The following is a 26,824-nucleotide window of genomic DNA, read 5'->3' as shown; positions in this document are numbered from 1 at the left end:
CTCTATTAAACAGTAGCTTCTGCTTCTTTAGAACAAGTACATTCACCACAATTTGTTTCATAAACTACACTCTTATCAAAGTAGTGAGTATGAAGATATTTATGAGCAGCTTCTCCATAAGGTTTTCCTAAGAACTCATCATATAAAGCAACTATAGCAGGGTTCTTATGAGATTTACGAATCTCTTTATTGATATCTATATTATATAATCCTAAAGCTCTCTTCTTAACTACATCATAGTCACCATGATGATATGGTTGACCTCCACCAGCTACACATCCACCAGGGCAAGCCATTATTTCTATAATGTGATATTTAGAATTACCTTTAGCAACCTCATCCATAACTTTTCGAGCATTTCCAAGGCTACTAGCGATACAAACACTAACTACTGTACCATCTATATCTATACTAGCTTCTTTTATTCCTTCTAATCCTCTTACTTGAGTGAAATTAACATCAGCTAACTCTTTATTAGTTACCCATTCATATGCAGTACGAAGAGCAGCTTCGGAAACCCCTCCAGTAGCACCGAATATAACAGCGGCACCAGTAGATTCACCTAAAGGACTATCAAAAGATTCTTCTTCAAGATTTAATAAATCTATTCCAGCTTCTTTTATCATTTTAGCAAGTTCTCTAGTAGTTATAACTATATCAACATCGAGAACTTCTTCTTGACCTAATTCAGTTCTAGCACATTCATATTTCTTAGCAACACAAGGCATTACTGAAACAACATACATATCCTTTGGTTCTACATTTGCAACCTTAGGTCCAAAGTAGTTTTTAGCTATAGCACCAAACATTTCTTGAGGAGACTTACAGCTAGAAGGAAGATTTAATAATTGAGGATAATTTCCTTCTACAAAATTTACCCATGCAGGACAGCAACTTGTTAATATTGGAAGATTATGGCCTTCTTGAAGTCTGTGTAAGAACTCAGAAGCCTCTTCTAATATGGTAAGGTCAGCTGCAAAGTTTGTATCAAATACATGTTTGAATCCAAGAGCTCTTAAAGCAGCAACCATCTTACCCGTAGATATAGACCCTGGTTCTAATCCAAATTCTTCACCTATAGCAACTCTTACTGCTGGGGCAACTTGAACTACTACAGTTTTTTCTCTTTGGTTTAGAGCATCCCATACTACAGGGATATTATTAACTTCGGTTAAAGCACCTGTTGGGCAAACAGCTATACATTGACCACAGTAAGTACATTCAGTATCGCATAAATCAGCATTGAAGAAAGTACCAACTTCAGTATTAAATCCACGGCTAATTCCAGATAAAACACCTACAGTTTGAACTTCATTACACATAGTTTCACATCTTCTACATAATATACATTTGTCATGGTCTTTAACTATTGATTTAGAAGAAGTATCTGTTGGAGCAGTTGATTGCTCCCCTTTAAATCTTATTTCTCTTATACCTAAATCAGCAGCTATACTTTGTAATTCGCAGTTTGAATTCTTTTCACAAGCCAAACAATCTTGTGGGTGATCTGATAATAATAATTCAACAACGTTTTTACGAGCTTGTAAAGCTTCTTTAGTATTAGTTTGAACTTTCATTCCTTCTTTAACAAGTGTTCCGCAAGCAGGAGCTAAACCTCTACCAGCACTAACCATACAAACACGACAAGATGCACATTGATTGACCATGCTTATCTCATCCATATGTAAGTGACAAAGATTAGGTATTTTAACATTTACTTGTTTAGCAGCCTCTAATATAGTAGTACCTTTAGGTACTGATACAGACTTACCATTTATAATTAAGTTTACTAAATTCATTGATATCCCCCTTAAACTAAATTATTGTTTAATGATAGCATTGAATTTACAGCTATCCATACAAGCACCGCATTTTAAGCACTTAGTAATATCTATTTCATGTTGTTCCTTAACTTTACCAGTTATACAACCAGCAGGGCATACTTTAGAGCACTTAGTACATCCCTTACATGCATCAGTTATAACAAAATCTAATAAAGATTGGCATTTTCCAGAAGGACATTTTTTATCTACAACATGAGCTAAATACTCATCATAGAAGTTATTAAGAGTACTTAAAACTGGGTTAGGAGCACATTTTCCAAGTCCACATAAAGATGTTTCTTTTATAGTTGTAGCTAATTCTCTTAAATTATCTAAATCTTCAACAGTTCCTTTACCTTCTGTTATTTTTTCCAACATCTCAAGTAATCTTTTATTACCTATACGGCAAGGAGTACATTTACCGCAAGATTCTTCAACAGTAAACTCAAGGAAGAATTTACATATATTAACCATACAGTCAGAATCATCAAGAACAAGCATACCACCTGAACCCATCATAGATCCTATTGAACCTAATGATTTGAAATCTATAGGAGTATCTAAGTTATCAGAAGATATACATCCACCAGATGGTCCACCTGTTTGAACAGCCTTGAACTCTCTACCTTCAGGTATACCTCCACCTATTTCATATACTATTTCTCTTAAAGTAGTTCCCATTGGAACTTCAACAAGACCAACATTATTGATTTTTCCACCAAGGGCAAAAACCTTAGTTCCTGGAGAATCTTCAGTACCGTATTCAGTAAACCAAGAAGCACCTTCATTAATTATTGCAGGTATATTAGCAAAAGTTTCAACGTTGTTTAAGCAAGTAGGGACATCCCATAAACCACGCTTAGATGAACTAAACGTTTTCATCCTAGGCTCACCACGTTTACCTTCTATAGAATTTATTAATGCAGTACCTTCACCACAAACGAATGCTCCAGCACCATATTTCAATTCTATTTTAAAGTTAAAATCAGTACCCAATATATTATTTCCAAGAACTCCAGCGTTCTCAGCTTGATCTATCGCGACCTTTAATCTTTCTATAGCAAGAGGGTATTCAGCTCTTATATAAATATATCCAGTATCTGCACCTATAGCGTAACCACATATAGCCATAGCTTCTAATACACTATGAGGGTCACCTTCAAGTATAGATCTATCCATGAATGCACCTGGGTCACCTTCATCAGCATTACATATAACATATTTTTGACCTGGAGGAGTTTGAGCAGAAGATTCCCACTTAACACCAGTAGGGAAGCCAGCACCACCTCTACCTCTAAGTCCAGAAGCTTTAACTTCTGATATAACTTCTTCTGGAGAACATTCAGAGATACATTTACCTAAAGCGGCATATCCGTTACATCCTATATATTCATTTACGTCTTCAGGGTTGATATGACCACAATTTCTAAGAGCAACACGAGATTGCTTTTTATAGAACGACATATCATCATGCTTTTCAACTTTTTTATGATCAAGATCTGGTTCTTCAAATAATAATCTTTCAACAACTCTATGGTTAACTAAATGCTCTTTTACTATTTCTTCAGCATCATTAGGAGTAACTTGGATATAGAAAACGTTATCAGGAAAAACTTTAGCTATTGGACCTTTAGCGCAGAATCCAAAACAACCTGTCAAGTGTACTTCAGCTTCATTCTCAAGACCTGCTTTTTTTATTTCAGTCCTTAAATTTTCAATTATTTTCATACTACCTGCAGATGTACACCCAGTACCACCACAAACCAAGATTTCTCTCTTAGTAATATCTTCTTTAGTATGATTTTCTCTCATATCAAGAGCAGGCTTTAACTCAGAAACTAAATTTTTTAACTCATTAAATGATTTTATTTTACTCATTATCTATCCCCCCTTAGCAACTTAATTCTAATTCTTTATAATGGTCTAATATTTCACTAACTTTTTCAGGTGTAACATGCCCATAAACTTTTCCATTTACTACTACTACTGGAGCAAGTCCACAGGCACCAACACATCTTAATCCTTCAAGAGTAAATTTAAGGTCTTTAGTAGTCTCACCAGCTTTAATTCCAAGTTGTTTTTCAAACTCAGCTAAGATTTTATCAGCACCTTTGACAAAGCATACAGTACCTAAGCATACGCTTATTTTGTATTCTCCTCTTGGTTCAGTTGTAAAATAAGAATAGAAGCTTACAACTCCATAAACTTTAGATGGAGCAATATCTAGAGCTTTAGCTATATGAAGTTGTACTTCCTTAGGAAGATAACTAAATATACCCTGAGCATGATGCAGTACTTGTATTAAAGCACCTTTTTTAGTTGGAAGACCATCAATAAAGCTATCTAATTGTTCAAATAACTGTTTGTTGCGTGAAACAAAATCGCACATATGAATTCCCCTTTCCATTTTAAAGTTATTATATTTAATTAAAAATAATTAACTGACATATGAAAACCCCCTATAATATACTTTCATATATTATAAGTACATTATAATATATAAAAGTATGAAAATGGTGAAAAATATGACTTAGCAAAAAAATTAAAATATTATGTTAATTCACATAGTAAAAAATTCTTGCTATAGCTAGATATATAACAAGAATTTTAAAATTTTTTTATACTGAATTTTATAGAACTGGTGATAATAGTCTAGAAATAGACTCCTTAATTTTTATGCTAGTAGATCTTGAATTATATAAATCTAATGTAACTTCCTTAGAATTTAATATATCATTTTCGAAAATTAGTCTTTGATTTTTGGCAATCTCACAAGAGTATATAAAAGCATTTACTTCGAAATTAAGTTCAAAGCTTCTTATATCCATATTAGCAGTACCGACAGAGCAGATGGCATCATCCATAACAATAGTCTTAGCGTGTAAGAATGAATTTTCATCATACGTATAAAGTTTAGCCCCGAATTTTAATAACTCTCCAGCATATGAGCATGATGCCCAATAAACAAATGGATGGTCAGGTTTAGAAGGAATCATAATTCTAACATCTACACCAGATAAACATGCTATTTTTAAGGTATCAGTAAGGGTTTTATCTAAAATAAAGTAAGGACTTTGTATATATACGTATTTTTTAGCGCTTTGAATCATTTTTATGTAACCATACTTTATTTCATCTAACTCTGTTATATCAGGGCCACTAGATACTATTTGAATACCAATATTATTAGAAGTAGTATTATCGCTAGTAGTACAGCAATCATCATTAAAATATTTATTTAAATCTAAATCTTCATTAGTTGTATATCTCCAATCAAGGATAAATCTTATATTAAGATCTCTTACACAGTCCCCGGTAAGTCTAAGATGAGTATCTCTCCAATTACCGAACTTGGGATCTTTACCTAAGTATTCATCTCCAATATTATTACCACCAACAAATCCAACCTTACCATCAATCACAACTATTTTACGATGATTTCTATAATTTAAGTTGAAGTTTACAAGTTTCATAAAAGAAGGGAAGAATGCACCTACTTTGACTCCGCCTTTTTTTAATTTAACTATAGATTTGTCTGTTAACAGTCTACTACCAACGGCATCATATAAAAGTCTTACTTCAACGCCTTTTTTTACTTTATCTAAAAGAATATCTATAATCTTATTTCCTATATCATCATCTTTGAATATATAAAACTGTATATTTATATATTCTTTAGCTTGTTTAAGTTCATCCAATAAGGAATCAAAAAATCCATTGCATTGGGCATATATATCAACAGTATTATTATCTGTAAAGTGAGCATTATTTGAATTAGCTAAAGCATAAATCATATCTCGATGATCAACTACAGTAGGATCAAATTTATTAGGGTATTCTAATTTTACATGTGTATCTAAAATGTTATTTTTTATTATTTTGTCCTCAGCCTCTTTAATTTTAAACATATTATCTTTAGATATACCACGACCAAAACAAAAATATAAAATGAATCCTAAAGCTGGGATTGTACTTAGTATTAATACCCATGCAACTGTAGTTTCTATACTACGTTTTTCTCTAAAGACAAGATTTAAGCTAACTAAAAAATTAATTATATATACTGCGGTAATACCTATTTCATAAGCTGAATCTTTTAAAAATGATAAGTTCGTCAATATTTATCCTCCTTTGTAAAATTAAAATAATAGATAAAAGAAATATAATAATATTATATAGTAAATAGTTTATAAAGAAATAAAAAATAGATAATTTAATATTATCAAGTGTTTTTAAAACATAAAAAGAGGATGAACTATTTTAAAATAGAACAACCTCTTATAATAAATATATATTATATTAAATTTTAACTTTATTATGAAACTTTCTTTGCGTCTACTGATTCTTCATCCTTATTAACATATAAGAAGTAGTATATGCCAGCAACGAATACTGCACCGCCTATTATATTACCTATTGTAACAGGTATTAAGTTATTCATCAATATACTAGGAATATTTATAATAGAAGCATCAGCAGCCGTTTTATGAGCAGCTTCTAAGAATTCAGGGTTAGCCTTAGCAAAGAAACCAGCAAATAAGTATCCCATATTTGCAACACTATGCTCAAATCCAGTACATACGAATAAGAATATACCCATAAATCCACTTAATACTTTACCAGCTATATCTTTAGCACCATAAGTCATCCAAACAGTAACACAAACTATCCAGTTACATAATATACCAGAAGCTATACCAGCAGTCCATGTATGTCCAAGTTTTCCGATAGCATTCTTTACTATAACTCCACCGTATAATCCTTCACTCCATTCAAACACACCTGATAGGCTAACCATCCATGCAACTAAAGCAGCACCTACTAAGTTTCCTATCCAAACTAAAGCCCAGTTCTTGAATGTTTGATTCCAAGTAACTTTTTTAGTTAAAGCAGCTAAAGTTATAAGTATGTTACCAGTAAATAAATCTGCACCAGCGATTAAAACAAATAGAAGTCCAGCAGGGAACATAAGTCCAGCAACCATTTTACCTAATCCGTAAGTAGCAGGGTTTGCTAATAAATTATAAGCTGCAGCAATTGATCCTAAAGCACCGAATGCTATATAAGCACCAGCTAAGAAAGCAGAAGCTAAAACTTTTTTGTTAGGTGTATTAGCCTTTTTAATTCCAGCTTGAATAGTGTATTCAGCTATTTCAGCAGGCATAAGCATTTTTTTATCTGACATTTAAAAGTCCTCCTTAAAAATTTTTATATAATAATTCAAAATATGAATTTTTTTGTCGAAAAATATAACAGTAGTAATTATATAACAAAAAAATAGTTTTGTATACATTAAACAGCTAAAGTTAAATTATGTTAAACATATTTTTTATAAAAATGAATATACTTGGAAATATAAAACTAAATGTATATTTAAGTTTAGTGTATACAATACCATAATTTAACAAAACTCAGAAAAACGGTGCTATAATGTTTTTGAACGTTTATTAACAAATAAAATGGGGGTGGATTTATGGACAAAAGAATGTTAACACCCGGGGAAATAGCAACTGCTACAGTAAATGTAGGTATTAAGAAAGTAGGATTAGCAACTAAATCTTGTATATTATTAGGAATACTTGCAGGTATTTTTATAGGTTTAGGGGGATTAGGGAATATACTAATCGGGCAAACGATTTCGAGTATAGACCCAGGTCTAGGAAGGTTTGTTGGAGCAACAATATTCCCTATTGGACTTATGTTAGTTGTAATTTGTGGAGCTGAATTATTTACAGGAAATTGCTTAATGACGTTAGCTGTTATGGAAAAGAAAATAACAATGGGCCAAATGTTTAAAAATTGGGGAATAGTATATGTTACTAATTTTATAGGGTCAGTACTGTTAGTGTTAGTAGTATTCTACGCAGGAACATTAAGTGGAGATGCAGCAACAAAAGCTGTGGCAATAGCAGAAGCTAAAGCAGCACTTACAGTTTCTCAAGCGTTTTTAAGAGCTATACTTTGTAATATAATTGTTGTTTTGGCAGTATGGATGGCAACAGCAGGTCAAGATATAGTATCAAAAATATTTGCATGTTGGTTCCCTATAATGTTATTCGTTTTATGTGGATTTGAGCATAGTGTTGCAAATATGTTCTTTCTACCAATGGGAATGATACTAGGTGCTCAAGTTACAATAGGTCATTTAATAACTAACTTAGTAGTTGTAACACTAGGTAATATAGTTGGAGGAGCGATTATAATTCCTTTTATATATCATAATTGCTATTTAAAAAGAGATAATAAAGTAAAAACTACTAATTAAATTAAAGAAAATGTATGCGTTGATATAGTGATATCAACGCTTTTTTAATGAAGTTTAAAGTCTTTATATATTGTTATTTTTTTTTTAATACATTATTATATATAAATAGATGAAATTAATAATATAGTTTAATATAGATAAATAATGAATAAATAGTATAAACTAGGAGGAAATATATGAACAAGGAATATATATATGAAAGTTTATTAAATATAGTAGATAAGGAAAATGTAAAAATAGATGAGCCTATGAAAAAACATATTTCTTTTAGAGTTGGGGGACCTGCAGATATATTAGTTAAGCCAACAACAGAAAAACAATTAAGTGATATAATAAGATTAATAAAAAAAGAAAATGTTCCATATTTAATAATTGGAAATGGGTCCAATCTACTAATAAAAGATGGTGGAATAAGAGGAGTTGTAATAGAAATATCTAACAACTTTAATAAATTTGAAATAGAAGGAACAACTATAAAAATTCAAGCTGGAGCATTACTTTCTGTAGTGGGGAAGGCAGTTTTAAGAGAAGAATTAAAAGGATTTGAGTTTGCAGCAGGTATACCAGGTACATTAGGTGGAGCTTTAGCAATGAATGCAGGTGCTTATGGCGGAGAAATGAAAGATATAGTTAAATCTGTAAGAGTTATGGACACAGATGGAAATATATTTGAATTTACAAATGAACAAATGGAATTTGCATATAGAAGAAGTATACTTTCAAAAACAGATTATATAGTTTTATCAACGGAAATAGAGCTTGAAAAAGGAAACTATGATGAAATAAAAGCTACAATGCTTGATTTTACACAAAGAAGAGTTACAAAGCAGCCATTAAGTTTACCAAGTGCTGGTAGTACGTTTAAAAGACCAGTAGGACAGTTTGCAGGGAAATTAATAGAAGATAGTGGACTTAGAGGTCTTACTTTAAGAGGAGCACAAGTATCAGAAAAACATTGCGGATTTGTTGTTAATTTAGGAAATGCTAATGCTAAAGACTTATTAGAGTTAATGTATGTAGTAAAAAGTACTGTAAATGCTAAATTTGGAATAATGCTTGAGGAAGAAGTTAAAATACTTGGAGAGGATTAGTAAATGCAAATACTAGCAGATTATCACACACACACTGTGTATAGCCACGGTAAAGGATCAATAGAGGATAATGTAAAAGAAGCTATATCTAAAGGTATAAAGACTATAGGAATATCAGATCATGGATATAAACATATGACTTATGGAGTAAAGGTAAAAAATCTTTATACGATGAGAGAAGAAATAGATAAGTTAAATCTTAAATATACTGATATAGACATACTTTTAGGAATGGAATGTAATATATTGGATGAAAATGGTAATATAGATAAGAATGAAAAGGTTGAAGACATATTAGATTACGTTATGGCAGGATACCATTTTGCATCTGTCCCAACATCTATCAAGAGTATGATTAACCATTGCAACAATTATATTATCAAAAGTGAGAAATCTAAAGAATACAATACGAATGCTATAATAAATACTATGAAAAAAAATAATATATTTATAATAACTCACCCTGGAGACAAGGGAGATGTTTATATAGAAGAAATTGCTAAAGTTGCTAAAGAAACAAACACTAAGTTAGAAATAAATAGTAGCCATGGTTTTTTAAATGCTAATCAATTAAAAAGAATTAAGCATATAGGAAATAAATTTATTATAGGATCTGATGCTCATAAACCAGAAAATGTAGGTAACTTTGAATTAGCTATGAAAAACATAAGAGAAGCTAACCTAGATTTATCATTAGTAGAAAATATTAAAATATAGGTTAAGAGGGGGAGTAAATATGAAATTTGTAATAGTTACAGGCCTTTCAGGATCAGGTAAAAGCGAAACAATGAGAGCTTTAGAGGACATGGGTTTTTACTGCGTAGATAACTTACCTCCTGCCTTAATAACTAAGTTTGCAGAATTATGTTATCTACCAAATTCAAGCATCGATAAGGTAGCATTAGGAGTAGATATAAGAGGTAGAAAGTTTTTTAAAGCTCTTCACGAGAGTTTAAACTATCTAAAGAAAGCAAATTATAAATATGAAATGGTATACTTAGATTGTTCAGATGATGTCTTATTAAAAAGATATAAAATGACAAGAAGAAACCATCCATTATCATCAACTATGCAAATACCAGAAGGTATAAAGATGGAACGAGAGATAATGGAGCCACTAAAGGAAATATCAGATTGTATAATAGATACAACAAATATGAAGCCTAAAGATTTAAAAGAAGAAATAGATAAAATATATAGTGAGGGAGACGATAGTAATAAATTAACTATATCAGTAGTATCATTTGGATTTAAACATGGTATACCAGCTGATTGTGATTTAGTATTTGATGTTAGATTTTTACCAAATCCATACTATTTAGAAGAACTAAGGCCTAAAACAGGTGATGACCAAGAAGTTAGAGATTATGTTATGGATTCGAAGATAAGTAAAGAATTCTATCTTAAATTAAATGATATGATACAGTTTTTAGTTCCTCAGTATATAGAAGAAGGAAAGCAGCATTTAGTAATAGGAATAGGGTGTACAGGAGGAAGACATAGGTCAGTAACTATATCAAATCTTATATACGATGAATTAACTAATAAAGGATATAGAGTGGTTAAGAAACATAGAGACTTTATGTTAAGATAATACGGAGGCAAAAATGACAAGTATATTTATAGTAGTAGGGGTAACAGGATGGATTGCGCTAATAGTGTCTCTATACTTATACAAAAAAATAATAAGAGAAAAAGTACAATCATTGCGTATAAGGAATAAAGAATATTTAGGGCCTAAAGTATTAGTGATCGGTGGAGGTACAGGGCAATCAGTATTTCTAAGAGGATTAAAACATTTTACCCAAAATATCACAGCAGTAGTAACAGTTGCTGATGATGGTGGTGGGTCAGGGGTTTTAAGAGAAGATTTAGGAATGTTACCACCGGGAGATATAAGGAACTGCCTGCTAGCCCTTGCAAATATAGAACCTACTATGAATGAAGTAATGAAATATAGATTCACAGAAGGAGCTTTAAAAGGTCAAAGCTTTGGAAATTTATTTTTAGCAGCTATGAATGGATTATATGGAAATTTTGAAATAGCTGTATATAAAATGAGCCAGATATTTGCGATTACAGGAAAAGTTTTACCTGTAACATTAGAAGATATAAAATTGATTGCTCAATTAGAAAACGGAAATAGAGTAAAAGGTGAGTCAATTATACCTGAAGAGGTTAGAAATCAAAATAGTTCAATAGACAGGGTATATTTAGACCCAACAGATGTAAAGCCTCTAGATGAAGTAATTAACTCTATTGCAAATGCTGATATAATTGTTATGGGACCAGGAAGTTTATATACAAGTATAATGCCAAATTTATTGGTAGAAGGAGTAGTAGAAGCTATTAAAAAATCTAATGCTCCTAAAGTATATATATCTAACATAATGACTCAGCCAGGAGAAACAGATAATCATAATGTACTAGATCATGTAGATGCTATAGTTAGACATACGAAAGAAAACATACTTGATTATGTAATAGTGAATAATGAAATATTGCCAGATGCTATATTTGAAATATATCAAAAAGATGGAGCAAAGCAAGTTTTATTAGATAAAGCTCAAAAAGATACACTTAAAAGTATGAGAGTAAAAACTATAGAAGAAAACTTGATTGAAATAAAAAGCAATTATATTAGGCATGATGCAAAATATATTTCTAATATAATTGTTAATTTGGCACTAAGTCATAAAGAAGATACAAGCAAGTAAAAAAGGATTTTAAAGTTTTATGTAGAAATCCTTATTATTATGTTAGTTTTAAGGAGTGAACATCTATGAGAGAAGAGGTTAGTGCCGGTGGTGTAGTACTGTTTGGCAATGCCATACTTTTGCTTAGAAAATTCAATGGAGATTGGGTTTTACCAAAAGGAAAGGTAGAAGAAGGAGAAAACAGGCAAGAAGCAGCACTAAGAGAAGTGCTAGAAGAAACTGGAGCGAAAGCAGATATATTAAAGTATTTAGGAGAGATTCATTATACCTTCAAAGAAAATTGGGATGAAAATAGAGCAGTTCATAAAACTGTCTTCTGGTATTTAATGCAAGCTAGAGGCATGGACACAATACCCCAAAAGGAAGAAGGATTCATTGATGCTAAGTTTATACATTTAGATAGAGTCGTAGATTTAGCTAGATATGATGATGAGAAGGAAATAATTAAAGTAGCATTACAGGAAATAAAAAAAAGATTAAAAAAGAAATAGTTAATGGGTGATGTAGATGTCTTTTTCAGCTGAAACAAAAAATGAGTTATCAAGGGTTACATCTGAGAACCGTTGTTGTAATGTAACTGAACTAGCAGCGTTAGTAAGATTGGCAGGAAGTATACAAATTGTAGGTTATAAAAAATTAAATTTGAAAATAACAACGGAGTTAAATTCAATAGCTCGTAAAATATTTAAGTTATTAAAGCAAAACTTTGGTATAAATACAACTATTTCTGTAAATAAGAACCAAATGTTAAAACGAAACAATAGTTATGTTCTTATGGTAACAAGTGAAATGGGAGCGGAGAAACTTATAAAGGAACTTGGAATTTTAGCACCAGGGGATGTATTTTATACTTTAAATAAAGTACCAACTAACCTTATAGAGCATGATGAATGTAAGAGTGCATTTATAAGAGGCGCATTTCTTGGTGGAGGTTCAATAAGTAATCCAGGTAAAAATTACCACATGGAATTTGTGACAAATAATCAGGATTTTGCAGAGTCACTAAAAGATCTTATAAATTCTTCAGGATTTAACTGTAAAATAGTATCAAGAAAAAATAACTACGTTGTATACTTAAAAGAAAGTGAACAAATATCAGATTTATTAAGCATTATAGGAGCTCATCATGCTCTTTTAAGTCTTCAAAGTACTAAAATAGTAAAAGCTATGAGAAATAATGTTAATCGTATAGTTAATTGTGAAACAGCAAACCTTTCTAAGACCGTAAACGCTTCAGTTAGGCAAGTTGAAAATATCAAATTTATACAGGCTACAGTGGGGATAAGTAGTTTACCTGAAAATTTACAAGAAATAGCAAAGCTTAGAGTAGAGTGTGAAGATATGACATTAAAGGAGCTAGGTGAGATGTTAAATCCTCCTATAGGAAAATCTGGAGTAAATCACAGACTAAGAAAAATCGAAGAAATTGCTAATAAGCTAAGAGATAAACAATTATAAAGTGGGGGGTTATATTTAATATAACCTCTTTTTATAGCACATAGGAAATTATATTCATTTTAAAGCTGTGGATAAATATAATTTTCGTATATGTGCTTCAAAAAAGTCTTCCTTATAAATCTTAAATTGAAGACTTTTTTACATTAAAGAAAATTATAATTTTGTGGTAATATTAAAAGATAAGACAGGAGGTGATGTAGTGAACAAAGATTTTGTACATCTTCATGTTCACACGGAATATAGCTTACTTGATGGATTTTCAAGAATCAAGAAACTTATTGCTAGGGCTAAAGAATTAAATATGAGTTCAATTGCAATAACTGATCATGGCTGTATGTTTGGTGTAATAGATTTTTATAAAACAGCTAAAAAAGAAGGAATAAAGCCAATAATAGGCTGTGAGGTTTACACTGCACCTCGTACATTAAGAGACAAGGATCCTAATTATGATAAGAGGCAAGGGCATTTAGTTTTATTAGCTAAAAACATGGATGGATATAAGAACTTGATAAAAATAGTATCTACATCATATGTAGAAGGATTTTACTACAAACCAAGAGTAGACATGGACGAGTTAAGAAAATATAGTGATGGGATAATAGCATTATCTGCTTGTTTAGCAGGAGATGTATCTCAGGCACTTATGGATAGAAATTATGATAAAGCTAAAAACTTAGCCTTAGAATACAGAGATATATTTGGAGAAGAAAATTATTATTTAGAAATACAGGATCATAATTTACCTGAACAAAGAGAGGTAAATTCTGGACTAGTAAAGATTTCAAAAGAAACTGGGATACAGTTGGTAGCTACAAATGATATCCACTATGTAAATAAAGAGGATTCAAAAATACATGATGTACTTATGTGCATCCAAATGGGAAAAATGGTAAATGACCCAAATAGAATGAGGTTCGGAAGTGATGAATTTTATTTAAAATCAAGGGAAGAAATGGAAGAATTATTCCCTTATGCAATAGATGCAGTAGAAAATACATTAAAAATAGCAGAGCAATGTAACATAGAATTTGACTTTAACACGATACATCTTCCTCAATATGATGTACCTAATGGTTATAAACCGGATAGCTACTTGAGAGAGCTGTGCTTCAAGGGATTAGAAGAACGATATAAAAATCCGGATCAAGAAGTTATAGATAGACTTAACTATGAGTTAAATGTAATTGAGAAAATGGGTTATGTAGAATACTTTTTAATAACTTGGGATTTTATAAATTTTTCAAGAGAAAATAATATAATGGTAGGTCCAGGTAGAGGTAGTGCGGCAGGTTCAATAGTTGCATATACTCTTAAAATTACTGATATAGATCCTATAAAATATTCGTTACTGTTTGAGCGTTTTCTTAATCCAGAGCGTGTATCTATGCCCGATATAGATATCGATTTCTGTTATGAAAGAAGAGAAGAAGTTATTGATTATGTAAAAAGAAAATATGGAGATGACCATGTTGCACAAATAATAACCTTCGGAACTATGGGAGCAAAAGCAGCTATAAGAGATGTTGGTAGAGTATTAGATATACAATATAACAAAGTTGACAAAATAGCTAAAGAAATACCTTTTGCGCTTGGAATGACTATAGATAAAGCTCTAGAAACTAATCCAAATCTAAGAACTTTATATGAGCAAGATAAAGAAACTAAAGAAATTTTAGATGTATCAAGACAGATAGAAGGAATGTTAAGACATGCGTCAACACATGCTGCAGGTGTAGTTATATCTAAAAACTCAGTAGATGAATATGTTCCATTGTACAAACATCAAGAATCTATAACAACCCAGTTTACTATGACTACATTAGAAGAACTTGGGCTTTTAAAAATGGATTTCCTTGGATTAAGAACACTTACTGTAATAAGAGACGCATTAGAATTAATACAAAAAAATCATAATAAAAAAATAGATTTTTCAAAAATGGATTATGATGACCCAAAGGTTTATGAACTTTTATCATCAGGAAATACACTAGGTATATTCCAGTTAGAAAGTGCTGGCATGAGAACTTTCATGAAACAATTAGCACCGGATAATTTTGAGGATATAGTTGCTGGAATATCATTATATAGACCGGGTCCAATGGATTCTATACCTACGTATATAGATAATAAAAATAATCCAAATCACGTGAAATATTTGCATGAAAAATTAAAACCAATAATGGAAGTTACCTATGGATGTCTTGTATATCAAGAACAAGTAATGCAGGTAGTTAGAGATCTTGGAGGGTATAGTTATGGCCGTAGCGACTTAGTTAGAAGAGCTATGGGTAAAAAGAAGATGGATGTTATGGAAGAAGAACGAAGATACTTTATACATGGTAAAGAAGATGAAAATGGTCATATAGAAATAAATGGATGTGTCAGAAATGGGGTACCAGAAGACATAGCAGATAAAATATTTGATGACATGATAGATTTTGCAAAATATGCGTTTAACAAGAGTCATGCAGCGGCATATGGAGTTTTATCATATCAAACAGCATATTTAAAATCATACTATCCAGTGGAATTTATGGCAGCTTTAATTACAAGTGTAATGGGTAATACAGATAAGGTAGTTGAATACACAAGAGAATGTAGTGCATTAGACATACAAGTATTAAAGCCTGATATCAATAAGAGTTTTTCGAAATTCTCAGTTGAAGGTGATAATATAAGATTTGGTTTAGCTGCTGTTAAAAATGTAGGAGTAAATATTATCAACAACATCATAGATGAAAGAAAAAGAAATGGATTATTTGTAGATTTTGGAGATTTAGCAAAAAGATTAGATTCAAAAGATACAAATAAAAGAGTTATAGAAAGTTTAATAAAATGTGGTGCATTTGATGAAATAAGTGAAAATAGAGCAAGTTTAATGTCTGGATATGAAAATTTACTAGATAGTATAGCGATGGATAGAAAGAAAAATCTACAGGGTCAGATATCTTTATTTGATGCTTTTGGAGGAGAAGAAGAAACTAATCACCTGCAAGAGGTTAGCAGCATTCCAAAACTAAAGGAGTATGAGGAAAGAGAAAGGCTTAGTTTAGAAAAAGATGTATTAGGTATGTATGTAAGTGGACATCCGTTAGCAGAGTTTGAAAAAGAAATACAAAGAAATACCTCTATAGATAATGGTAAATTAAATGCTTTAAAAGAGGATGCTGAAAGTTACGTAGCTCTGGATGAAAGAGAAGTTATAATGGGTGGTATGATAGTCAATAAAACTATAAAAACCACAAAAAGAAACGATATAATGGCATTCATAGAACTTGAAGATTTATATGGAACTATAGAGATAATAGTATTTCCTCAATTATTACAAAAATATAATCATATACTAAATGAAGATAATATTATATATGTAAAAGGTAGCTTAAGTATAAAAGAAGATGAAAATGCAAAACTTATAGCTAGAGGGTTTAAAGATATAAATGATTCTTCTAAATTTGATGAAAATAAATATAATTCAAAATATAATTATAATAATGAAGTAGATTTGAAAACTAACAAAAATTCAAAATTAGGTTTATATTTAAAAATAGATAGTTTTAACAATAAGGACATAATTGATCTCATTACAGGAATATCTAAAAAATATTCAGGTACAGAGGATATATATTTATATGCGGAGGATTCAAAACAATTATACAAATGGAATGGTCTAAATGTGTATATTTCAACAGATTTATTGAGAGAATTAGAAAAAATATTGCCAAAACAAAATATAAAAGTAAAAAAGTAGTATAAAAAGGTAAAAAAATTAGAATATTAAAATAGAAATTTTATAATGTAATAATATTATGAAAAAAATGGTTCATATTGTGGTATAATATCATAAAATGAGTGTTTTAATGGCTCTAATTTTTTTAACCTTGATGGGATTAAAAATTAACACAGGGACACAGAAAGTCCCTGTGTTGTCAAAATAGATAAATAGGAGGTAACACTATGAAAACTATAGGAATATTGACAAGTGGAGGAGATGCTCCAGGAATGAATGCAGCCATAAGAGCTGTTGTAAGGTCTGCAATATACTATGGATGTAAAGTATACGGAATTAACAGAGGATACAAGGGATTAATAGAAGAAGATATTCAAGAAATGAATTTATCTTCTGTTGGAGATATTATACATAGAGGTGGAACTATACTAAAGTCTTCTAGATGTGAAGAGTTTAAAACAGAAGAAGGTAGACTAGTAGGAGTAAAGGTATTAAAGAAATATGGAATAGATTGCTTAGTTGTTATAGGTGGAGATGGATCATTTGCTGGTGCACAAAAGTTAACTGATTTAGGGTTTCCAGCTATAGGAATACCAGGTACTATAGATAATGATTTAGCATACACTGATTATACTATAGGATTTGATACAGCAATGAATACAATAATAGATGCTATAGGTAAAATAAGAGATACATCTTCTTCTCATGAAAGGGTTAACATAGTAGAAGTTATGGGAAGACACTGTGGAGATTTAGCTTTATATTCAGGTCTTGCAGGTGGAGCAGAAACTATAATAGTTCCTGAAGTAGACTACAAAGTTGAAGATGTATGCAATAAACTAAAAACAACTCAAAAAAGAGGTAAAAGACATAGTATCATAGTTCTAGCAGAAGGTGTAGGAAATGCACAAGATCTAGGGAAAGAAATAGTTAAAGAAACTCAAGCTGATTTAAGAGTTACTGTATTAGGACATGTACAAAGAGGTGGAAGCCCGACTGCATTCGATAGAATATTAGCTAGTAGAATGGGAGTTAGAGCAGTAGAACTATTATTAGATGGAAAAGCTGCTAGAGTAGTAGGTATTAAAGATAACAAGATAATTGATATGGAAATAAATGAAGCTTTATCAATGACTAGAGCATTTGATAAAGATACTTATGAAATGGTAAAAATACTATCTATATAATTAGGAGGAACATATATTATGTTAAAAGATATCAAGAAGACTAAAATAGTTTGTACATTAGGACCAGCATCAGAAAAAGAAGAAGTTTTAACTCAACTTGTTGAAAATGGGTTAAACGTATGCAGATTTAACTTTTCACATGGATCTCATGAAGAGCATAAGGATAGATTAGATATGGCTAAAAAAGTTAGAGAAAAATTAAATCAACCAGTAGCACTTTTATTAGACACTAAAGGACCAGAAATAAGAACAGGTAACTTTGATGCACCAGAAGTTTTATTAGAAGAAGGTCAAAAGTTTATTGTAACTATGAAAGATATTTTAGGAACTAAAGAAATGTGTACAGTAAGTTACAAGAGCCTTGCAAACGATGTTGTACCAGGAGATACTATATTAATAGATGATGGTTTAGTTGGATTAAGAGTTAATGAAATAAATGGGGATGATATAGTTTGTACAGTTGAAAACTCAGGTATAGTTAAAAACCATAAGGGAGTAAACGTACCAGGAGTAAAGATAAACTTACCAGCTATAACTGAAAAAGATATAAGTGATATAGAATTTGGTATAAGTCAAGGAATTGATTATATAGCAGCTTCATTTGTTAGAAAAGCATCTGACGTATTAGCTATAAGAGAAATATTAGAAAGAAACAATGCTACAGATATACAAATAATATCTAAGATAGAAAACCAAGAAGGTGTAGATAATTTAGATGAAATATTAAAAGTTTCTGATGGTATAATGGTTGCTAGAGGAGACTTAGGGGTTGAAATACCAACAGAAGATATACCAGTAGTACAAAAAATGATGATAAAGAAATGTAATGAATTAGCAAAACCTGTAATAACTGCTACTCAAATGCTTGATTCTATGATGAGAAATCCAAGACCAACAAGAGCAGAAGTTACTGATGTTGCAAACGCTATATACGATGGAACAGATGCAATAATGTTATCTGGAGAAACTGCTGCAGGAAAATATCCTGTAGAATCTGTGAAAATTATGGCTACAATCGCGAAAAGAACAGAACAAACATTAGACTACAATAATTTATTAAAGCAAAATTCAAAAAATAACTCAACGGTTACAGATGCTATAAGTCATGCAACGTGTTCAACGGCTGTAGATTTAGATGCATCAGCTATAATAACTTCAACTTCTTCAGGACATACTGCAAGGATGGTATCAAAATTTAGACCTAAGTGTCCAATAGTAGCTACTACTAATGATGAAAAAGTTATGAGAAGATTAGCTCTTACTTGGGGAGTTTACAGTATTAAATCAGCAGATTCAAAAAATACAGATGAAGTTATAGAAAATTCGATAGAAGCAGCTAGAAGCGCTAACTATATAAAAAATGGTGAATTAGTAGTTATAACTGCTGGAGTACCAGTTGGTATAAGCGGAACTACTAACTTAATAAAAGTTCATGTTATAAGTGAAGAAATAGTTAAAGGAATCGGTGTAGGAAGTAAAACTGTAGAAGGTAAGGTTCGTATAGTTAAGAGTGGTGAAGGCTGCAAAGATTTCAATGAAGGAGATATATTAGTTACTAATATGACTGATATAGAAATGAATTCTTGTATAGAAAAATCAGCTGCTATAGTAACTGTAGAAGGCGGAATGACTTCTCATGCAGCAATAGTAGGATTAAATTTAGACAAGGCAGTTGTATTGTCTGCTGGCAACATAATGAACTTAGTTCAAGATGGAGAAGTTGTAACTGTAGACTCTTCAAGAGGAGTAGTATACAGAGGTTCAACTAGAGTTTTATAAAAATGAATTAAATTGAAAATTTAAAATTTTCTGAAAATTTATAAAAATAACTTGAAAATATATTATAAGGGTGATACTATATTTTATAAGTTACACATTAAGCCACTAAGTTTAATTGAAAACTTAGTGGTTATTTTACGACAAAAATATTCAGAATATTCAAAATAAAAAGTGTGGCTAAAAAATCATAATTTTTTAATCTTAAGCATAAATATAAAAAAAGGGGGGATAGACTAATGAGTGAAAGTAGAGAAAATTGGGGTTCAAAAATTGGTCTTATATTAGCAATGGCAGGAAATGCCGTTGGACTAGGGAATTTCTGGAGATTCCCGTATGTAGCTGCTTCAAATGGTGGAGGAGCATTTATGATACCATACTTCTTCGCGCTAATAGTTATAGGTATACCTGTAATGTGGGTAGAATGGAGTATAGGACGTTATGGTGGTAAGCATGGTCATGGTACATTAGGGCCTATGATGTATTTACAAGCAAAGCAAGCAATGAAACCCAAAAAAGCAATTATAGTTGGAGCTTTATGTGGAATGATAGCATTTGGAGTTACAATTTTAGTTAACTCTTATTACAATCACATTATAGGATGGTCATTAGGATTTGCATTTAATTCAATAACAGGAGGATACAATGGAGACCCAGGAGGATTTTTTGTAAATTATATTCAAGATCCAAAGAATTTAATATTCTGGGTTATATCATTACTTTTCTTAGCATTTGCAGTAATGAAAGGTATACAAAAAGGTATAGAGTCTTGGGCTAAAATAATGATGCCAGTACTTTATGTATTTGGTATAATTTTAGGAATAAGATCTTTAACATTAGGATCACCTGTTAATCCTGACTGGAGTTCATTGGCAGGATTAAACTTTATATGGAACCCAGACTTTAGTCAATTATCTTGGCAATCTGCAATAGCTGCAGCAGGTCAAATATTCTTCACGTTATCTTTAGGAATGGGTATAATACAGAATTATGCTTCATATCTACAACCAGATGAAGATATAGTAACCGCATCTGTTGCTACAATCTCTTTAAATGAGTTTGCAGAAGTTATATTAGGTGGTACAGCAGTTATACCTATAGCTTATGCATTCTTAGGACCAGAAGGTATAAAAGGAAGTATAGGTTTAGCATTTATAGCATTACCTAACGTATTTAGTACAATGACTGGTGGAGGAATATTTGGAGCTATGTGGTTCTTATTATTATTCTTTGCTGGTATAACATCTGCGATAGCAATGTATAACTACTTAGTTGCATTACTAGAAGAAGATGCTGGAATAGAAAGAAAGAAAGGTGCTTGGATAGTATTCATTGGATACTTGATAGTAGGAGCACCAATAGCTTTAGAGTCAATATTAACTCAAAGTGCTAACTTAATTTACTTCACAGAAGTAGATAACTGGATAGGTAACTATTTATTAATCGTTTTAGGATTAATAGAAATAATAGTAATTGGTTGGTGTGTTAAAGATAAAGCTCTTGAAGAAATGAATGTAGGTGGATTATGGAAAGTACCTAAGTGGTTCTTTAGATTATTCCATCAATTCTTAACACCAGTTACAATAATAACATTCTTAGTATTCTTTACAAGAGATTATTGGATAGCGGGTAACTTTAAAGTAACACCTAGCTATATAGCAGATATACCAGAGTTTGCTATTTGGGTTAACTTAGCTAGAATAGCTGTATTTGGAGTATTATTAATAGGATTTATACAATCATACAAATCAATTAAGAATAAATATAAAGATGAAATAGAATCTAATAAGGTAACAACTTCGTAAAAAAGAGGGGGTTAAAATTATGACAGGTATGGCATGGGGATTTATGGGTGTAATATGGTCTACCATAATTATTTGTGTAGGAGTATCAATGCGTAAAATAGTAAAAGATCAGAAGTAAAAATACAAAAAACCCTACTTAAATATAAGGTAGGGTTTTTTGACTAAATATTATATAAATTTAAAAATAAATATAATAAATATTCTGACAAAAAAATGTTTTGTATAGTATTATATACTTAAAGGGGGCGATTACAATGAATGCGAATTTAGTTATGACCACAGTAAATCAATTAAAATTAGAAATAGGCAAAGTTAACATTATAAAAAATACTAAAAAGAAAAAATATAAATTAGAATTAGACAAACTATATAATAGATATAATAATGTAGATATTCCAGAAAATATGAAAACTCAATATAATAAATTAAATTCAAAAGGGATAGAACTTATAAAAGAATTAAAATCATCGAAGGATAAGGATAAATTAGAAACAAGTGTAGAAGTATATATAAGATATTTAAAAGCATCATTATATGATTTTGAAGGAAAAACAAATTATTTAAGAAAATACATAACAAGTTTTTTATTTAGTGCAATATTATTTTTAGCATTATCACCACAATTTTATGGATTTATATTGCCAGTATTATTTTTCTTACCGATATATTTGGGATTAAAAGGAGTAAAGAAAAGATCTGTATCTGGATTTTATATGACAATGAGTCTAGTTCCAGTTGCACTTATGACTTCTTTTACATGGATAAGATATGGAATCAATGCAAAAATAGATTATACAGGAGCTGTAAAAGCAATTGTTGATAATGGGGTTGCTCAAGGCTTAGCAGAAAAATTAGTATATATAGGACCATTATTTGGATGCATATTACTAATGTTTGCTTGTTTACAACTATACAGAGGATATAAAAGTAGAGATTTATTTATATAGGGGCTTTCTAAGCCTCTATTTTTTTGGTAAAATAAAACCTTAAGTTTCTTAAAATACATGGACGGAGGATATCATAATGTTATCAAAAAATAAAGAGTACATTGTAGATATAGTTGATATAGGTCAAGGTGGAGTTGGAGTAGGAAAACATGATGGTTTTACAGTCTTCGTAGAGGGCGGATTAATAGAAGACAAAGTTAAAGTTAGAATAAGTAAATCTAAAAAAAATTATGCTGTGGGAGATATGGTTGAGATAGTAGAAAAATCGCCTTTCAGAGTTGATAGAATATGTAGTGATAGTCTTAAAGATTGTGGAGGGTGTCAAATACAAGAACTAGATTATCAAAAGCAGTTAGATATAAAAACAAATGAAGTAAAGCAAGTTATAAGTAGAATCGGAAAATTAGAAAATGTTAAGGTATACGACACAATAGGAATGGGCGAACCATGCAGATATAGAAATAAGGCTCAATTCCCTATACAAAAAATAAATAATGCACCGGCTATAGGTTTTTATAAGAAAAAGAGCCATGATGTTATATCTATGGATAAGTGCGTGATACAACATGATGTAAATGATAAGATAATGAAAATAGTAAAAACTTATATAAAGGCATATGGTGTAAGTATTTATGATGAAAAATCGCATACAGGTGTGTTAAGACATTTGGTTACTAAAATTGGATTTACGACTAATGAAGTTATGGTGGTATTAGTTGCAAACGGAAAAAAATTACCATATTTAAAAGAATTAGCATCAGTATTAGAAGAAAATGTGCCTGGATTTAAGACATTAGTTGTTAATGTAAATAAAGCAAAAACTAATGTGATACTAGGTAAAGAGAATAATATTATATATGGAGAAGGAAAGATCAATGATTATATAGGAGATTTAGTATTTGAAATATCTCCATTATCATTCTTCCAAGTTAATCCTATACAAACTGAAGTATTATATAACAAGGCACTAGAATACGCTGATTTACAGGAAAATGATACTGTATTTGATATATACTGTGGCATAGGAACTATATCTTTATTTTTAGCACAAAAAGCCAAAAAGGTTTATGGAATAGAGGTAGTAAAAGATGCTATAACTGACGCTAAGATAAATGCAAAGTTAAACAATTTAGATAATGTAGAATTTTATGTGGGAGAGGCTGAAGAAGTTGTTCCTAATATGTACAAAGAAGGAAAAACTGCTAATGTTGTAGTAGTAGATCCTCCTAGAAAAGGATGCGATGAGAAGGTATTAGATACGATAGTATCTATGTCACCAGACAAAGTGGTTTATGTTTCTTGTAATCCGGCTACATTAGCAAGAGATTTAAATTACTTAGATGAAAGAGGATACAAATGCACTGAAATACAACCAGTAGATATGTTCCCTCATACAATGCACGTAGAGTGTGTCGCAAAGATAGAGAAGAAATAGCATTATATCAAAGGATTTAGAGAATTTAAATAAAAAATTGAAGAGTGTTTTATTATATGATTTACTTAGAAGTAACCTATAAAATTTTACGGCCCCCTTGTTTTTAGGGGGTTGTACCTTTACGCAAAATAAATATTACATGTATCAGTATTATCTTTATATCAAAACATACGTAGAGATTGTAAGTTATATAAAAAATACTAACTAAAATTCCAAATAATAACTACTCTATCTAGAGTAATAATAATTTTAGATATCAAGCCAGTTAGGATTATCTGTTTCTGTTCATTATCAGAATAATCCTAGATGGATTGAAAATTAGCTATTAATTGCTCTATTATTTTAACTTCTATGAATTTTACAATATTTTGCCAAACAGTTTGCTGCCTTCATTCCACTATTTAAAGCTCCTTGCATCCAAGCATGTTTAGCAGATGTATGTTCACCTGCAAAAAATACTCTGTTATTATATTCTGGTTTTATCATGGCATACGAAAAAATTTTTTTCTGTTGTGGGTAAAAATAAGCAAAAGCCCCATAAAAACCTTGTTCCTCATTCCATTGTATAGTTTTATAATCTTTTATTACTGAATCAAGATATTTTTTTTTAAGACCATGAACAGCTTCTACTTGTTCTCTTACTTCTGTAAAATGCAGTTCCTCACTTAAATTTCCTAATCTTACTGCATCTAAAGAAAGATTATATGATGCTAAAAGAACTCCTGGATCATTGGATGAGCAATTTCTTCTAGGTCCCCAATTATCAAAAGGAGATTCGCCAAAACAAAATTTTCTATTGTTATCATCAGCAATACATTTTGCATGATCAGAGGGATACCAAATACTTGTAATAGGTAAATCAGTATATGAACCTCCTCCTATAATTCCTTGCTCTTCCCAAAAACGTTTATTACAGAAAAATAATGTTTTCTGAGAGTTTGCATAGTTAACTTCTTTTATTGATTGCATTTTTCTGGTGCTAAACAAAGGATTAATGTTAATATTTCGAAGGCTTGAAAGTGGTATAGCACAAATAACATAATCAAATGTTTCTTGTAAAGTTTCTGCTGAACGATTATTTTTATATCTTAATATAACTTTGTTTTCTTTTTGAGATTTATGAATCTCTCTAACCGAATTTCCATTTTTCCATATTACTTTTCCTAAATCATTATTTGAAATATTTATATATTCATCAGGATTTAGAGATGTTAAAGATTTATAAAAAGAAAGAGGAAGATTAACCGTTCCACCTATAATTTCATATAAAAATGAAAAATCTACAGGATACTCTTCTTGTAATATTTCGGAATAACCATTGTAATAAAAAGAGCTTACAAAAGGAGAAGTACTTCCTAATAAATTTAAAGCGCCTTGGCTTAAATTCATTGATTCAAGAACTTGACGATTATTATAATAGTCCCAATACTGAATCTGAGGATTATATTTAGGTTTAACCTCTAAAATTTCTTTTCTTAGATGTGGATTAATACTAGCTAAAGGAGTACCTAGTCCATACTGTAGAAGTTCTTGCCATGGCGTATTTCTTTCCCATAATTTCAAATTAAATTCAGGATAAATTTTCTCCATTACGTTCTTTCCTTCAGGATCATTTCTAACTCTTATGTTTCTTACATATAATAAGGCATTTTTATTGGTTTGAACAAAAGGTCTTGTATTTAAGTTAAAAAGATTTATATAATGCCAAACTGTTTCATGGCTTACTGGAATACGCATAGCTCCAAGCTCTCCATAAAAATTTTTACCTTCATCAAAATAGTGAGTATAAACTCTTCCTCCTATACGATCTTCAGAAGCTTCAAATATAGTAGTATCAAAACCAAGCTTTCTAAGTTCAAATGCTGACGATAAACCAGCTAACCCTCCACCGATTATCCCTACTTTGACTCCTTTAAATCTCCCTGGGGATGATATAGTGGTAATATCAGAGGGAGGATTTAATAATTCTATAATATTATTAAAATCTTCTAAACGATTAACAGTTTTTAGTGCATATCGAAGCAATTTATGTCTTTGTGAATTTGTAGGGTTATCAAGCTGTGTGGGTAAAGAACTTATTTTCATAATAATTTCAACTCCTTAAAAATCATATTAATATAGTTTAAGTATATTAATATGATTTTTATAAAATGAATAAAAACTTTCTGAATTATTATTACTTTAGTTTTTAAAAAATTTTTCAAACAGCTCATGTTGAGTGTGTAGAAAAATTAATTAAAGGTTAGTGATAAATAGGATATGTTCCCATTTATTATTATAGATATTATACTAACACCGAAATCTATTATCATTTGATTATCAGTTGATAAAAAAAGCATTGACAACATATAAGTGTGTAAGTATACTAATACTGTATAAAAAGATTATAACAATTTAATATTTATCGGTAGGTGAGATGGAAATAAGTGAAAGATGATAGTGGTTATATGGGCATAGATGATGATTGCTCCGAGCTTGTATATTTTTTAAAGTAATATAGGATAATATATGTATATGTCCAGAAGTGTATTAAGAATTTTCAAATACATAGCCAATTTACTGCTTGTTTATATTGCCTTAAATATATAGCTTA

19 protein-coding genes are annotated in these 26,824 nt (G+C 30.6%); 13 read left to right on the top strand and 6 right to left on the bottom strand.

The window, feature by feature from the left end; translation table 11 throughout:
• Window positions 1-5: 5 nt before the first annotated feature.
• The 5 genes from AC11VW_RS07945 to AC11VW_RS07925 all read right to left on the bottom strand — a co-directional run bounded on the left by AC11VW_RS07945 (window position 6) and on the right by AC11VW_RS07925 (window position 7,008).
• Window positions 6-1,799, bottom strand: coding sequence for an NADH-dependent [FeFe] hydrogenase, group A6 (locus AC11VW_RS07945; RefSeq protein WP_484300875.1), 1,794 nt, complete (start codon window positions 1,797-1,799; stop codon window positions 6-8).
• Window positions 1,800-1,820: 21 nt separating this feature from the next.
• Window positions 1,821-3,701 carry an NADH-ubiquinone oxidoreductase-F iron-sulfur binding region domain-containing protein gene (locus AC11VW_RS07940; protein WP_484300874.1) on the bottom strand — a complete coding sequence of 627 codons (1,881 nt, stop codon included), beginning with the start codon at window positions 3,699-3,701 and terminating at the stop codon, window positions 1,821-1,823.
• 13 nt (window positions 3,702-3,714) lie between these two features.
• Window positions 3,715-4,212 (bottom strand): NADH-quinone oxidoreductase subunit NuoE family protein, encoded by a 498-nt coding sequence (locus AC11VW_RS07935; RefSeq protein ID WP_484300873.1) that lies wholly within the window; start codon window positions 4,210-4,212, stop codon window positions 3,715-3,717.
• A gap of 241 nt (window positions 4,213-4,453) precedes the next feature.
• A complete protein-coding gene (gene cls, locus AC11VW_RS07930) occupies window positions 4,454-5,941 on the bottom strand; it encodes a cardiolipin synthase (protein ID WP_484300872.1) in 1,488 nt (495 codons plus the stop codon).
• 197 nt (window positions 5,942-6,138) lie between these two features.
• Entirely contained in the window at window positions 6,139-7,008 is an 870-nt protein-coding gene (locus AC11VW_RS07925) for a formate/nitrite transporter family protein (RefSeq protein ID WP_484300871.1), read from the bottom strand.
• Window positions 7,009-7,296: 288 nt separating this feature from the next.
• On the opposite strand from AC11VW_RS07925, the gene AC11VW_RS07920 reads away from it, so the two are divergent.
• From AC11VW_RS07920 to rlmD, 13 genes are all read left to right on the top strand, one after another.
• Window positions 7,297-8,088 (top strand): formate/nitrite transporter family protein, encoded by a 792-nt coding sequence (locus AC11VW_RS07920; protein ID WP_484300870.1) that lies wholly within the window; start codon window positions 7,297-7,299, stop codon window positions 8,086-8,088.
• Window positions 8,089-8,264: 176 nt separating this feature from the next.
• The gene (murB, locus tag AC11VW_RS07915) at window positions 8,265-9,179 is read left to right on the top strand and encodes a UDP-N-acetylmuramate dehydrogenase (protein ID WP_484300869.1); all 915 of its coding nucleotides are present in this window, start codon (window positions 8,265-8,267) and stop codon (window positions 9,177-9,179) included.
• Between the two features lie 3 nt (window positions 9,180-9,182).
• Window positions 9,183-9,896 carry a PHP domain-containing protein gene (locus tag AC11VW_RS07910; protein WP_484300868.1) on the top strand — a complete coding sequence of 238 codons (714 nt, stop codon included), beginning with the start codon at window positions 9,183-9,185 and terminating at the stop codon, window positions 9,894-9,896.
• 19 nt (window positions 9,897-9,915) lie between these two features.
• The gene (gene rapZ / locus AC11VW_RS07905) at window positions 9,916-10,773 is read left to right on the top strand and encodes an RNase adapter RapZ (RefSeq protein ID WP_484300867.1); all 858 of its coding nucleotides are present in this window, start codon (window positions 9,916-9,918) and stop codon (window positions 10,771-10,773) included.
• Window positions 10,774-10,786: 13 nt separating this feature from the next.
• The gene (locus AC11VW_RS07900; RefSeq protein WP_484300866.1) at window positions 10,787-11,896 is read left to right on the top strand and encodes a gluconeogenesis factor YvcK family protein; all 1,110 of its coding nucleotides are present in this window, start codon (window positions 10,787-10,789) and stop codon (window positions 11,894-11,896) included.
• A 65-nt stretch (window positions 11,897-11,961) separates the two neighbouring features.
• Entirely contained in the window at window positions 11,962-12,387 is a 426-nt protein-coding gene (locus tag AC11VW_RS07895) for an NUDIX hydrolase (RefSeq protein WP_484300865.1), read from the top strand.
• Window positions 12,388-12,403: 16 nt separating this feature from the next.
• Window positions 12,404-13,354, top strand: coding sequence for a DNA-binding protein WhiA (whiA, locus tag AC11VW_RS07890; protein ID WP_484300864.1), 951 nt, complete (start codon window positions 12,404-12,406; stop codon window positions 13,352-13,354).
• 199 nt (window positions 13,355-13,553) lie between these two features.
• Window positions 13,554-17,102, top strand: a complete 3,549-nt coding sequence (locus tag AC11VW_RS07885) for a DNA polymerase III subunit alpha (RefSeq protein ID WP_484300863.1) — start codon at window positions 13,554-13,556, stop codon at window positions 17,100-17,102.
• Window positions 17,103-17,308: 206 nt separating this feature from the next.
• Window positions 17,309-18,268, top strand: coding sequence for a 6-phosphofructokinase (gene pfkA / locus AC11VW_RS07880; RefSeq protein ID WP_484300862.1), 960 nt, complete (start codon window positions 17,309-17,311; stop codon window positions 18,266-18,268).
• 18 nt (window positions 18,269-18,286) lie between these two features.
• Window positions 18,287-20,047 carry a pyruvate kinase gene (gene pyk / locus AC11VW_RS07875; RefSeq protein ID WP_484300861.1) on the top strand — a complete coding sequence of 587 codons (1,761 nt, stop codon included), beginning with the start codon at window positions 18,287-18,289 and terminating at the stop codon, window positions 20,045-20,047.
• A 236-nt stretch (window positions 20,048-20,283) separates the two neighbouring features.
• Window positions 20,284-21,849, top strand: a complete 1,566-nt coding sequence (locus AC11VW_RS07870) for a sodium:neurotransmitter symporter family protein (RefSeq protein WP_484300860.1) — start codon at window positions 20,284-20,286, stop codon at window positions 21,847-21,849.
• A 254-nt stretch (window positions 21,850-22,103) separates the two neighbouring features.
• Complete coding sequence (locus AC11VW_RS07865) at window positions 22,104-22,796, top strand: hypothetical protein (RefSeq protein ID WP_484300859.1); 693 nt, start codon at window positions 22,104-22,106, stop codon at window positions 22,794-22,796.
• A 76-nt stretch (window positions 22,797-22,872) separates the two neighbouring features.
• A complete protein-coding gene (gene rlmD, locus AC11VW_RS07860; RefSeq protein WP_484300858.1) occupies window positions 22,873-24,231 on the top strand; it encodes a 23S rRNA (uracil(1939)-C(5))-methyltransferase RlmD in 1,359 nt (452 codons plus the stop codon).
• A 342-nt stretch (window positions 24,232-24,573) separates the two neighbouring features.
• Here the strand turns inward: rlmD and AC11VW_RS07855 are convergent, their stop codons facing one another.
• Window positions 24,574-26,316 carry a flavin monoamine oxidase family protein gene (locus tag AC11VW_RS07855; protein ID WP_484300857.1) on the bottom strand — a complete coding sequence of 581 codons (1,743 nt, stop codon included), beginning with the start codon at window positions 26,314-26,316 and terminating at the stop codon, window positions 24,574-24,576.
• Between the last annotated feature and the right edge of the window lie 508 nt (window positions 26,317-26,824).

The organism is Romboutsia sp., assembly GCF_056995035.1.
The sequence above is the reverse complement of the archived record's forward strand: the minus strand, read 5'-3'. Positions and strand labels throughout refer to the sequence as shown.

Excerpts from the sequence above, each read along its gene's own strand:
- AC11VW_RS07945 (WP_484300875.1), bottom strand. The coding sequence starts at position 1,799 with ATGAATTTAGTAAACTTAATTATAAATGGTAAGTCTGTATCAGTACCT.
- AC11VW_RS07940 (WP_484300874.1), bottom strand. The coding sequence starts at position 3,701 with ATGAGTAAAATAAAATCATTTAATGAGTTAAAAAATTTAGTTTCTGAG.
- AC11VW_RS07935 (WP_484300873.1), bottom strand. The coding sequence starts at position 4,212 with ATGTGCGATTTTGTTTCACGCAACAAACAGTTATTTGAACAATTAGAT.
- AC11VW_RS07925 (WP_484300871.1), bottom strand. The coding sequence starts at position 7,008 with ATGTCAGATAAAAAAATGCTTATGCCTGCTGAAATAGCTGAATACACT.
- AC11VW_RS07920 (WP_484300870.1), top strand. The coding sequence starts at position 7,297 with ATGGACAAAAGAATGTTAACACCCGGGGAAATAGCAACTGCTACAGTA.
- murB (WP_484300869.1), top strand. The coding sequence starts at position 8,265 with ATGAACAAGGAATATATATATGAAAGTTTATTAAATATAGTAGATAAG.
- AC11VW_RS07910 (WP_484300868.1), top strand. The coding sequence starts at position 9,183 with ATGCAAATACTAGCAGATTATCACACACACACTGTGTATAGCCACGGT.
- rapZ (WP_484300867.1), top strand. The coding sequence starts at position 9,916 with ATGAAATTTGTAATAGTTACAGGCCTTTCAGGATCAGGTAAAAGCGAA.
- AC11VW_RS07900 (WP_484300866.1), top strand. The coding sequence starts at position 10,787 with ATGACAAGTATATTTATAGTAGTAGGGGTAACAGGATGGATTGCGCTA.
- AC11VW_RS07895 (WP_484300865.1), top strand. The coding sequence starts at position 11,962 with ATGAGAGAAGAGGTTAGTGCCGGTGGTGTAGTACTGTTTGGCAATGCC.
- whiA (WP_484300864.1), top strand. The coding sequence starts at position 12,404 with ATGTCTTTTTCAGCTGAAACAAAAAATGAGTTATCAAGGGTTACATCT.
- pfkA (WP_484300862.1), top strand. The coding sequence starts at position 17,309 with ATGAAAACTATAGGAATATTGACAAGTGGAGGAGATGCTCCAGGAATG.
- pyk (WP_484300861.1), top strand. The coding sequence starts at position 18,287 with ATGTTAAAAGATATCAAGAAGACTAAAATAGTTTGTACATTAGGACCA.
- AC11VW_RS07870 (WP_484300860.1), top strand. The coding sequence starts at position 20,284 with ATGAGTGAAAGTAGAGAAAATTGGGGTTCAAAAATTGGTCTTATATTA.
- AC11VW_RS07865 (WP_484300859.1), top strand. The coding sequence starts at position 22,104 with ATGAATGCGAATTTAGTTATGACCACAGTAAATCAATTAAAATTAGAA.
- rlmD (WP_484300858.1), top strand. The coding sequence starts at position 22,873 with ATGTTATCAAAAAATAAAGAGTACATTGTAGATATAGTTGATATAGGT.
- AC11VW_RS07855 (WP_484300857.1), bottom strand. The coding sequence starts at position 26,316 with ATGAAAATAAGTTCTTTACCCACACAGCTTGATAACCCTACAAATTCA.